Raw genomic sequence first — 11,851 nt, 5'->3', positions numbered from 1 at the left:
CTTTATGGACTGGTTAGTTGTTTAGATAAAAGCTAGATTGTAGGGAGCAATGCTGGGATCCCAAGAAAAATAAAAAGAAATAATTTTGTTCATCTTAAATAAGAAATCTGAATATTATAGAGTTCTTTCACTTCAAATTCGTTTTCTGTTGAATCGATCAAAACTATTCCGTTATATGTACAAGTGAGGGAAGCCGTTTGGAGTGAAACTGTACAAAAAAATTGCTTCTTATGAACCGTCTCGGGTGCTATGGGTAATGCATTGGATGCTGGTAAATATAAGACTGTTTAAGTGTAAGAGATATTTATTTTTGTTTGTTGATCAAAAAAGTCTCTTTTTCAAAGTAAGGGGATTATTTTATTTGCATTGTAAATGCTTGAGGCATAAAATCTTTCAAAGTGCACTTAATTCTCGTTCAAAAAAGATGAGCTATTTATTTTATTTGAAATCTTTAGACTCTATAAGAAGAAGCCTAGCTCATATTCCAAAATAATTTTAAAATTAAAAAAAAACGCAACCACCATAATTTATAAGGGCTTAAGCCTCATCTGTTTATGTTGGATGCGTTTTCACACAAACACTTAAAGTGCGCCCTTTGAGAGTAGAAAAAACTCATTTACAACCATTTTGTTTAAAATCTTTTTGCTCCATGAGAATGCCCTCATAGGCAAGAGGCTTTTACATGCCAATATTACCAAAACGATTTTTGAATTTAGAAAGGCGACCGCCACGGTCCACGAGTGTTTGTGATCCGCCTGTCCATGCTGGATGCGTTCTTGGATCAATATCTAGATTAAGGATATCGCCTTCTTTTCCCCAAGTGGAGCGCGTCGTATACTGGGTTCCATCCGTCATAACAACGGTAATTTTGTGATAGTTGGGATGAATATTCGCTTTCATGCGTTAAACCTTTTGCATTTATAAAATGAAATAGAACTTGCTGGATTTTTTTAAGTGCACTTCCTTTGTCTTTTTGATACATTGATCAAAGTGCCTATTCCTATAACTGAGCACGCAGCAAAAAACAAGTGTCCATGATAATCATTGTGTCAGGTGTTATAAAGCATTCAATAATAGTGAGCGAAATTTTATGAAGTTACGTTATCATTCAGAAAAATCTACAAAATCTTCCCGTAAGAAATCTTCCTTCTCTTCGCTTGCAATTTTTGTTCCTTATCTTTTGCGCTATCGTTGGTTGTTTGTCTTTGCCTTTATTGCTTTGTCTGTCGCTGCCCTTATTACGTTAACTTTGCCCGTGGCTATTCGCCAAATGTTAGATCATGGTTTTTCTACTTCAAGCCATGGACATATCAATTTGTATTTCGGAATTTTGTTTATATTAGCCTTGTTGCTGGCACTTGCTTCAGCAGGTCGTTATTATTGTGTTATCATATTGGGAGAACGGATTGTTGCTGATTTACGGCGTGATGTGTTTGTCCATATTATGAAACTTTCTCCTGCTTTTTTTGATCAGTCGCATTCAGGAGAAATTGTTTCAAGACTTCTAACAGATACCACACAAATAAAATTGGCCGTTGGTTCAACCGTCTCTACCGCTTTACGTCAGCTGATTATTGTGATTGGAGCCGTCGTGATGATGGTGATCACCAATGCTAAATTATCTTTGCTGGTTCTTGTTGCTATTCCTTTTGTTGCCATTCCCTTGGTTGTCTTTGGACGTAAAGTTCGCGCACGTACACGTGCAGCACAAGACTGTCTGGCAGATGCTAATGCTGTTGCTACAGAACAGGTAAGCGCTATTCGCACTGTACAAGCTTTTACCGCTGAAAAACTCGTGTCTACACGTTTTTCACAGTTAGTAGAACGTGCTTTTCAAACAGCCAGGGATTCAGTAACTTTGCGATCCTTTTTTACCGGTTTTGCAATTTTTTTGGTTTTTAGCAGTGTGGTTACTGTTTTATGGATTGGATCGCACGACGTTTTGAATGGGACGATGACAGGGGGAACATTAGGGCAATTTGTCCTTTATGCCGTTTTTGGAGCCTCGACGTTTGCGCAATTATCAGAATTAGGGGCAGAATTAGTCCAAGCAGCAGGTGCTGCTGAACGGCTCGCCGAATTGTTACAAGAACAGCCTATGATTTTAGCACCCAAAGATCCTATCTCTTTGGTAAAACCTGTTCAGGGCAAACTTGTTTTTGATCAGGTTGATTTTACCTATTCTTCTAGACGACAAGAGAATATTTTACGCTCACTTTCATTTTCTATCAAAGCAGGCGAAACCGTTGCTTTTGTTGGGGCTTCTGGGGCAGGAAAAAGTACCATTTTTTCTTTGATCCTTCGTTTTTATGATCCGATAAGTGGAAAAATTCGATTGGATGGCATGGAAATTAATTGCCTTTCTTTGCAAGATTTACGCAGTTCAATCTCTTATGTTCCGCAAGATATCGCCATCTTTGATGGAACATTGCGTGATAATATTATTTTTGGAACTGAAAATACGGATGAAAAGGAAATTCTTGCCGCTGCTAAAGCTGCAAATGCAATGGAATTTATTCAATCTTTACCCGATGGTTTAGATACTAAAGTAGGAGAACGCGGTATTATGCTTTCTGGGGGACAAAAACAACGCATCGGCATTGCACGTGCGATTTTAAAAGATGCTCCCCTTTTGTTGCTTGATGAAGCAACATCTGCTTTGGATGCAAACAGTGAAAAATTGGTGCAAAACGCCCTAGAAAAATTGATGAAAAATCGTACAACATTGGTCATTGCACATCGTCTAGCAACGATTTTAAAGGCAGATCGCATTCTTGTAATTGATAAAGGCACTCTCGTTGAAGAAGGAACACATGCCGAACTTGTGGCAAAAAATGGTGTTTATGCATATTTGGCAAAACTCCAATTTTCATCTGAGTAAGCGACCTTAATAAAAGAGCAGTACTTGGACATAAACAGCACTCTTTACAGGCAGAAGTTTATCAATTTAAAGGCTCAGGGGAAAAAAGGTTAAAAGTTAAGGCGAAAAGAGGGGCAAAAATTGAGTATTTTTCTTTTTCAATTCTAGCTGTTTTTTCCTCTGTTTGAAATGGAGCATTTCTTATAAAAACGCTTTCTTTGTGTAAAATATAAAACAATGCTAAGTGAATCCCTATGGATAATTAAGAGGAAAGTTCTCTTCATAACAGTACCGTCACGTTGATTTATAACAATAATTCATTGTTTTGCACGTTGGCTTAGAGCCTCTAATATCATAAGATTTGCTCCTCTCAAATCCTTATAGTGAATCAAACAAAATCGCTTGCTGTCAATATATTGATTTATAAAGATAATTTATGGATGTTCATATAAATTAAAAATCTGAATATTGTAAAATGGTCTCATTTCAAATTTAGTGATGGTGAGGAAATTGAAACCATATCTCTTGCAGATACCAAGCGGGGTAGCTCGTATGGCGTAAAACACTTGAGAAAGGACCATGATTCTTATGAATCCTTTCAAGTTTCAAGAGCTGTAGCAACAGTGGAGGATGGCTAAAGTGTGTGATGGTGCCAGTTTACAGGAAAAGGAGTCGATAAATGGGCTGAGAGATGCTTTTTATCGATTTTACAAAACAGGAACAAGAGAGCACGCAGCCATGTTTTTTGTATTAAGCTTTTGAGTATTTTTAACCAATATATCATCGGAGTGCATTTTAAGAGTTATAAGGCTTTTCTTTAAAGGGCATAAAGCACGAGAACAGTACAGTTAAATACAAAATGTCTTATTCTATCAATAGAAATATCTATATTTTGTTAATTGGATTCATAAAATAGAATATATAATAAGCTTTGAATCCATTATGTACATATTGATACAATATAGAGGCATCGATAGAAGAACGGCGTTAAATGTCGGTAAGGGTAAAAGAGAGCAAGTAATGAGTGATCACGATATTTTTATAGTTATAGTAGGAATAATTATAATAGGAAGCATAACGTACGGACTTTGGAGGGTAGGATTCGGAGATACAATTCTATTGATCATAATACTCGGTGTACTTTGGTTTTTCGAATTCTCAATGACGACTTTGTTAAGTGTGGCAATTATAGCGTATTTGGGGAAAAATATAATACTGGCATTAGCAAATTATCATAGAAGAAAATTAAATGAACAGCTTGAGCTAAAATATCGAGAGTGCGCGATATATCAAAATATTATGGCACAAGGGGAACAAAGGCTTTTTCAAAAAACTCGGAGAATACCGAAAAAGTGGATTAAAAAATGGGATGAAGAAGTCAGACATTGGGAAAGGGATTTACTGAAAAATCCTGGACATTGGCCACCTTCTGAATCCAGCGGACCATGGCCTTTGATGGTAGAAGATATTTGTATGCAAGGATATGGAGAAGCGTGGTTTTTGTATGAAACGGCGCTGACAAAAGAACTAACTGATGAACATATCAAAAAAATAAATGCGTTCATAATCACTTTTAAGAAAACTTATCTAAAAGCAGTGCGATTGATGAGAAAGAATAGGATCATTTTGCAAAAGTTTGTAGATCCTCTTACGAAAAAAAAGCGGTATAAACATACAATGTTGTCGCTTCATTGGTGTTTATATGTGGTTGATGATATGATTACAGCTGAATACAAACAACAACTACAAGAAAAGGCTTCAGGACACTATGATGAGTTAGCAGCTATGGAAATTTACTTTGAAGATATACCTAAATATACAGAATACGAAATGCTAGAAGAGATACTGTCTTTCAGGTATTTTCATATGCCTGGAGATGTTGAATTACTATGCGTTTGTAAAAGAGCGCTTCTATTATTATTGTATGATATTTCCAATGCTTACAAAGCGGCAAGAAAAACTTTTATTTACTATAAGCAGCTTATTGATACGGTGAAAGAAGGATATATGGCCTTTGATAAGGATTGCCATTATTCAACAGCTAGAGATGCAATTAATACTTGTAAAGAAAAGGATAAAGAAAAGAAAAAGGGTCTGTGCGTTGCTAAAGGAACTCCAACATTTGAAAAAGCTTACAAATTAGGAGTCAAAGAATGGATGAAAGTAGCAAATAAGAAATGCGATAATCGGTTGATCTTTTGGGAAAGGCTCATTGAAGGAGGATGTCTAAGAGCAAAATTAGACATTATTTTTGGGGATGAGAAGGTAAAGAAATTGGAAGAGGCTATTAATAAAAATAAAAAACAGTTCGAGAATAAAGTACAGGAAGCTGTTCTCGCAAATAACTATTTGAATTACAATGAATCTTACGCCCATTTGATACAGTATTTGGAATAATGCTTAAAAGAAGGAGAAGCTGGTAACAGTTATATGAATTAGTAGATTAATGGAAATTTGCATAATTACGTATTTTTGTGCAGGGCAGTGAAATGCAAGAAAGGTATGTATAGATGGCAACTTTCACAAAAGAGGAGAATTTTTAGAGTCAATGTTTTTGCGCGCTGTGTAAGGGAGATTGCTTAAGAGAAGTAGGGGAGCTTTTTGCTTCAGTTGCGGTTATTGCTTTTTGGGAGTGTTTTAGTGTGATGATGTTTTTTATTTTGTTTTCTAGTTTATTTGCAGCGGAATTGAGGAAAAAGTAGCGTAATAGTATTGGCTAGCCTGTATTGCATCTTTCGGGGGTATAGGGGGAATTGATGATTGGTGATGATTTTTTGTTACCATCTCATGCGTTATTTTCTATTGTGTCTGTAAAGAAAATTAAAAACTCTCTCTCTACATTGTTTTTAAGGTTTTAAGTTTTTTAAAATTGTGTGGGTTTTTAAAAGACTATAAGATTTCAATGTTTTTTTGAGGATCTTTCTAATTTTGGGCGAATATATTCATGGCCGGCGACGATGTTTTTGTGGAAGAGATCGTTGCAAACTTCTTTATCTTCTTTATCGGTGACAAAACCAGTGGTTTTGTGAACCATATATATGCCGATAATTCTATTGCAAATGGGAGCAGATTATTGCCTTTTTAAAAAATGCTCTTTTGAAAGTTAAATGTGAAATTTAAATGCCTTTTTTAAGCACTTTTTCTAATTTTAGGCGAATATGTTCATTGCCGGCGATGATGTTTTTTTTACGAAAGGGAGTATCTCCGCCTTCTTTATCGGTGACAAAACCTCCGGATTCACGAACCATCAATATTCCAGCTGCCATATCCCAAATTTGTAGATTGTCTTCCCAAAATCCATCGGTTCTTCCAGCAGCAACATAAGCTAAATCAAGAGCAGCAGAACCAAAACGGCGAAGTCCAGCAACTTCCATCATTACATTGCGCAATTCAATAAGGTAGGTGCCATGACCTGGGCGTCCAAAATGAGGCATGCCTGTGGCAATCACACAATCTTCTAATCTTTTCCTTGCAGAAACACGACAGCGCCGGTCGTTGAAAAAGGCACCACTGCCCCGTTCTGCAGTAAAGAGTTCATCATTTATGGGATTGTAAATGACACCGGCGACGATTTTGCCTTGGCTTTCTAAAGCAATGGAAACAGCAAAAAAAGGAATGCCATGGAGAAAATTTGTGGTGCCATCTAAAGGGTCAACGATAAAACGATGTTGTGAGTCTTCTCCAATGATTTCCTCAGATTCTTCCATCAGAAAACCAAATTTGGGGCGTGCTTTGCTCAGTTCATTGAAAATAATTTTTTCCGCTTTGCGATCTGCTTGGCTGACGTAATCTGATGGACCTTTTAAAGACACTTGCAAATTTTGCACTTCACCATAATCACGTACAAGCGAACGTCCTGCTTTCATTGCAGCTTGCACCATGACATTCATGATTGCAGAATGGGCCATGTTTTATTCCTTTATTTATCTTTTTCATTTGCACGGCGCAAATAAATCAACTCATTAGTGTCTACAATGATGCGTTCACCGGCATTCATAAAGGGGGGAACAAGAATACGAATACCATTTTCAAGAATGGCTGGCTTATAAGAAGCTGTCACTGTTTGTCCCTTGAGTGCAGGATCAGCCTCTGAAATCGTTACTGCAACTTGATCAGGAAGTGAGATGCCAATAGGCTTTTCTTGATAAAGTTCAACAGTGACAGTCATCCCATCTTGGAGAAAAGCTGCCCGTTCACCAACAAAATCCTTTTGGAGTTCAAGTTGTTCATAAGATTGCGAATCCATAAAGATTAAAGCATCTCCTTGTTGATAAAGAAATGTGAAATCCTTTTGTTCAAGGCGCACGCGTTCAACCGTTTCAGCTGCACGAAATCGTTCATTGAGCTTTGTACCATCAATCAAATTTTTCATTTCAACTTGATTAAATGCACCACCTTTTCCTGGTTTTACGGCATTACATTTTACTGCAACCCACAAGCTTCCTTGATGTTCGATCACATTACCAGGACGAATTTCATTGCCATTAATTTTCATCGTTTTTATCCAATTCCATTCTTATAAAAAAGCTCTTTTGTTGTCTTTATAGCGCTTTTCTTGCCGCCTTTAACCTTTAGTAATGAGCGCTTTTGTTATTTGGGGGCTCAAATCCTCTTATTAGCTTTGCGGCTTTTCCATGATTCCTTAAATCTATGCGCTTCATTATATCTTTGCTCTGCTCCCTTGCACATGGTTTTTGTAAAGAGAACAGCTTAAGTGCAAAAGGACCTTTATGTATTTTTGCTTCTAAATTCTCTGCAAGACCATAAAAAACGCTTAGACGCAAGCGTTTTAAAAATTTGCACAAAATTTTTTGGGAATTTTACGAATTTTTCGAGGTTTTGGGGAAAATTTATCTCGTTGTGTCGTAAAATATTATCATTTAGATAGGGCGAGGAGAGAAGCTCCATAAAACCATGAGGTTTTTTATATGACAGTGTGTGGTGAATAAGAGTGCGTGGTAAATATGTGAGAGCAGGGGGTGTTATCATGTTTCGTGAAGTAAACCGTATGAAATGGCTACTTAAAAGGCGTTGTTTTTAGAGAGGTTAGATGGTTTACAGATTATGATTTACCAGAGTAGGGTTAAGATCTTTTTTTTTCGTAGTAGGAGAAGTTAAAATAGATATATTTATCGTAACGCGTACACATCATTCCCAATCAAAAAGCATCGAGGGAGGCTTTTAAAAATCTGTATGAATGCTTATGAAGAGCAAACCTTATCGTAGGGCGCTAGCTTGTATTCTCATTAGCAAGGATCTGTAAAATGGCTTTCTGTTTTACTGTTGTTAGGTCTCTAAATTTTTTGAGCAGCTGGTATTCTTCTGTGCTAGAGATAACTTCATCATGATGGTAGAGAGGCTGTTGTTTGGTGATGATATCTGCATAAAAATTGGAACATTTAGGATATCGGAAATTTTCTTTAACCGCCCTGCGCTCACACGGTTTAAGCTTTTTTCATATTTTTGAATTTGTTGGAAGGTGACACCTAAATGCTGCCCTAATGTTTTTGAGACATTCTTAACATTTTTCGTCTGAAGCGAATCTTTTGGCTTACAAAAAGATCAATATTAAGATTTTGAGCTTGTATTTTCTCCCCATAGAGTGCGAGTGCCCTTGCATGAGTATTCCAAAAGTCTAAAACTGAATTTAAATCAGCATTTACTTTTAGTGCTTGAAGCACTTAGATTATGCAAAAACACTTGGAATTTCTATCAACTTTATCTTTTTGAAGTAAGAATAGCATTTTAAAAAACAGGAAGAAGCTTTATTGCTTCTTTGTGAGCCTTTTCTAGTTGTGAGCTGTCCATGCCTTGCAGCATTACTTCAAGATCAGGTGCTTGCATTTTGGCTTCCTTTGCAAGTATATACCATGCTGCTGCCATTATCATATCACCTTTTGTTCCTGTGCCGTCTCGATAAAGTCTTGCAAGGGAAATCTGTGCTGGTGCGATCATGTTGATCGCATTTCTTTGAAGTAAATGAAAAGCACGTTCAAAATCTGGTTCTCCGCCACGGCCCTGTATAAGCCATTGAGCTAAATGAAGCTGAGCTTTTAAGTGGTTGTTTTGAGCCGCAACTTCCATAAGTTTGCGAGCATTACGATCATCTTTTGGTCGCTTTATCGTACCTAAAGAAAGAATTTTTGCCGCAGAAAAAGCAGCTTCAGCATCACCAAGAGCAGCACCTTTTAAGTACCATTTTAAAGCTTGCTCAATTGCTTTATTTTCAACATCTTGGGAAGAAACGCCTGCGAGAATTTGTTTTTCGCGTGAGGCTTTATAAAGAAGCAGTTGCCCATAATAAAAATAGGCTTCCTTGACGCCTGCATTGACAGCTTTTCGAATAAACTCTTCACCAAGTTCCTGATTTTGTGTTATAAAATAACCATCAAACAACATAAGCCCATAGCGTAATTGTGCTTGGGGTTCTCCTTGTTTTGCTGCACGCTCAAACCATAAAGCTGCACGCGCACCGTCAACAGGAACAGCGCATCCTTCCATATAAATGCGGGCAAGCAGAGTTTGGGCAAAAGGATCATTTTTTTCAGCACGTCGGAGTGCTTCTTGAAAAGCTTTTAGATAATAGCCTTGGATATAATAGTCATAGGCTTGGTCATAATCACCAGCTTTTAGGGGCTGAAAAGATTCTTGTGTGTTTGAGGCTTCCGGAACTGTATTCAAAGAGTGTTCAAAATTCGAGAATTCTTCAGTGTTTCCAGAAGAATTTACGACAGAATTCGTAAGCACAACCATTCCTAGTATAAGCAGCTTAACGCTTCGCTTGATCATAGATGTTTCCTCCTCATTACTGAGCAGAGTTTTTACATTTTTATTTCATCATTACAAGGTATATAAGGATCCTATTTTTGTATTAATTTTGATCTCTTCCTTCAGTTTCTCATTTCAGTTAAGGTAGGTTTTATAAAAACAGTATACACGATGACAAAAGCCAAATTGGTTTTATAAAGTCTGGTTAAAAAAATAATGATAAAAGAGTTATTGTGTGTGAAGATGCTATCTTCTATTATATTATGCTCATTATCTCAAATCAAAAAGCATTTAGAAGGAAGCTTTTTAAAATACGCATGAATGTTAAGAACACTAAATGTTGATGAAGACGAAGTAGGTAGGCTCTATAGCGCGTGTCGCACGCTATGGCGTGATTTTAGTTGTATTTTCATTAGAGAGTAACTGAAAAATTGCTTTTTGTTTTATTGTTGTTAGAACTCCAAGTCTTTTCGAGCATCTGATATTCTTCTGTGCTGGAGATGATTTCAGCATAGTGATATGGAGACTGTTGTTTTGTGACAATATCCGCATAAAAAAGAAAACTGAAATATTTGGGATATCAGAAACTTCCTTTAATCACCCTGCGCTCACACGATTTAAGTCTTTTTCATATTTTTTAATTTGTTGGAAGCTTACTCCTAAAGCATGCCCTAAGGCTTTTGGGGACATTTTTAGCATTTTTCCCCACCGGTTGCGAGCGCTTTCGTATAAGTATTCCGGAAGACTAAAACTGAACTCAAATCAGCCTTTTTGCTTTTAGTGCTTAAAGCACCTGGACAGTGCAAAAACTCTCGGAACTCCAGGATATCCACAAAGTGGGATAAATTTATGTTTGCGTTTTCTGGCTTTCAAGGCCTTATTGATCCTTGTGTATGCGACAAAGACACCTTTGAACAACTTATAAAGTAATTTCAGGAGGTTGGCAATAAAAAATAGTTTTTTGCTGAGAGGCGGTGTGTTTTTTATCCTAGGAAAAGCTAAAGCATAGTCATGTTGTTCCGGATTTTTCCATATTTGGGAGAACACTGTTGTACAGGACAATGATAGTTTTTGAGTGTATAAAGGGGGATCAAAGAGGATATCTTCATTGAATTGATATGCGCTCTTTAAAATGTTATCAAAAGTTGAAAAATTGCTTACTGTTTGAATAAGGGTGGGGAACGATAGTTTCTTTGTTTGTGGGTGTGCGCTTTGCTGTGGGGGCTTTTTTTACTTTTTCCTTATCAAGAGAAAATTTTAAAAAAGAGAGGCTTTATAAGGGAAAATTTTTACATTTTTCTTTTATTATTTTTAGTAAGGGCAAAGGGTTATCGTGGGCAAAAATGATTTCTTCTACAGCAACGAATTCACATGAGGTCTTTAAAACTTCATCAAAAGCTGAAAAATCGCTTCCTGCTTGAATAATGGCAGGGGGTTCCATAATCTCTGTCCACCACTTTGCTAATTGGAGATTGCGAGGGTGCGCATGGGGTTTTTTATCAGCTCCTAATTTGCCAAACAGAAGATAATCAATGCCTGTTTCTGCTGCAAGCATGGCACTATGGCGATTGCGTAAATTGCCAAAACCTATGATTTTTTGTTCCTTTTGCTGACTTTTGAAGCTTTCAAGAGCGTTAAGATCATCTTCTATGTGTAAACCATCAGCTTTTATGCGTTCGGCAATGTGGTTGTCATCAGCAATGAGAAGGGCAGAGTCATTGTTTTGAATAGCTTCTATGTAAATTTGTGCTTGTTGTTGTAAAAAAGAGCCATCATCTTTTAAATTTTTAGAATCATAGAGAATGACGCAGGCAAAAGACTTGGTTTGTAAAATTTGCCGCAAAAATGTGTGGGAGGTATTGCGCCGAACATCGAGTGTTAAAACCAATTGAGGAAAAAGAGGCGAATCAATCAGTTTATTTTTTTGTTGTGTCATGTCAAATCCCTGTATCTTATAAAAAAATGACGCTTAAAAATTAAAATTTTATCCTGTTCATACTTGTTTGCAATGATTATAATTGCCACTTTCACCTGATTTAAGAGAGGGTACGCGAAGCAGGTCACCGATGAGATATAGATGAAAGATAGAGGTGTTCTTAAGCATAATAAGCATAAGATGTCGTCTTTTCGCTGTGATACAGGGATACAAGGATGGGTGTTTTTTGTTCTTTTGTCTTCAAAATAACTTTTTATCTTAAAAAAAATAACACTTAAAAAGAAACT

At 36.8% G+C, this 11,851-nt stretch carries 7 protein-coding genes and 2 pseudogenes; 2 read left to right on the top strand and 7 right to left on the bottom strand.

The window, feature by feature from the left end:
* Window positions 1-678: 678 nt before the first annotated feature.
* Window positions 679-900: a 50S ribosomal protein L31 gene (rpmE, locus tag MCY_RS00615; RefSeq protein WP_007346428.1), complete on the bottom strand. Its 222-nt coding sequence runs from the start codon at window positions 898-900 to the stop codon at window positions 679-681.
* Window positions 901-1,090: 190 nt separating this feature from the next.
* Here rpmE and MCY_RS00610 point away from each other — a divergent pair, with 190 nt between their 5' ends.
* Both MCY_RS00610 and MCY_RS00605 read left to right on the top strand, forming a co-directional pair.
* Window positions 1,091-2,881: an ABC transporter transmembrane domain-containing protein gene (locus MCY_RS00610; protein WP_007346427.1), complete on the top strand. Its 1,791-nt coding sequence runs from the start codon at window positions 1,091-1,093 to the stop codon at window positions 2,879-2,881.
* Window positions 2,882-3,880: 999 nt separating this feature from the next.
* A complete protein-coding gene (locus MCY_RS00605; protein ID WP_007346426.1) occupies window positions 3,881-5,257 on the top strand; it encodes a hypothetical protein in 1,377 nt (458 codons plus the stop codon).
* 719 nt (window positions 5,258-5,976) lie between these two features.
* Here MCY_RS00605 and MCY_RS00600 read toward each other — a convergent pair.
* The 6 genes and pseudogenes from MCY_RS00600 to MCY_RS00570 all read right to left on the bottom strand — a co-directional run bounded on the left by MCY_RS00600 (window position 5,977) and on the right by MCY_RS00570 (window position 11,564).
* Complete coding sequence (locus MCY_RS00600) at window positions 5,977-6,768, bottom strand: inositol monophosphatase family protein (RefSeq protein WP_007346425.1); 792 nt, start codon at window positions 6,766-6,768, stop codon at window positions 5,977-5,979.
* A gap of 11 nt (window positions 6,769-6,779) precedes the next feature.
* Window positions 6,780-7,355 carry an elongation factor P gene (gene efp, locus MCY_RS00595; RefSeq protein WP_007346424.1) on the bottom strand — a complete coding sequence of 192 codons (576 nt, stop codon included), beginning with the start codon at window positions 7,353-7,355 and terminating at the stop codon, window positions 6,780-6,782.
* Window positions 7,356-8,090: 735 nt separating this feature from the next.
* Window positions 8,091-8,448, bottom strand: a pseudogene (locus tag MCY_RS00585) (helix-turn-helix domain-containing protein).
* Between the two features lie 157 nt (window positions 8,449-8,605).
* Window positions 8,606-9,649, bottom strand: coding sequence for a tetratricopeptide repeat protein (locus tag MCY_RS00580; RefSeq protein ID WP_007346423.1), 1,044 nt, complete (start codon window positions 9,647-9,649; stop codon window positions 8,606-8,608).
* A 363-nt stretch (window positions 9,650-10,012) separates the two neighbouring features.
* Window positions 10,013-10,327, bottom strand: a pseudogene (locus tag MCY_RS09835) (helix-turn-helix domain-containing protein).
* 574 nt (window positions 10,328-10,901) lie between these two features.
* The gene (locus MCY_RS00570) at window positions 10,902-11,564 is read right to left on the bottom strand and encodes a thiamine phosphate synthase (RefSeq protein ID WP_007346422.1); all 663 of its coding nucleotides are present in this window, start codon (window positions 11,562-11,564) and stop codon (window positions 10,902-10,904) included.
* Between the last annotated feature and the right edge of the window lie 287 nt (window positions 11,565-11,851).

The sequence above is a fragment of the Bartonella rattimassiliensis 15908 genome, assembly GCF_000278215.1.
Classification (GTDB): Bacteria; Pseudomonadota; Alphaproteobacteria; order Rhizobiales; family Rhizobiaceae; genus Bartonella; species Bartonella rattimassiliensis.
This window is presented reverse-complemented; position numbering and strand designations above follow the sequence as displayed.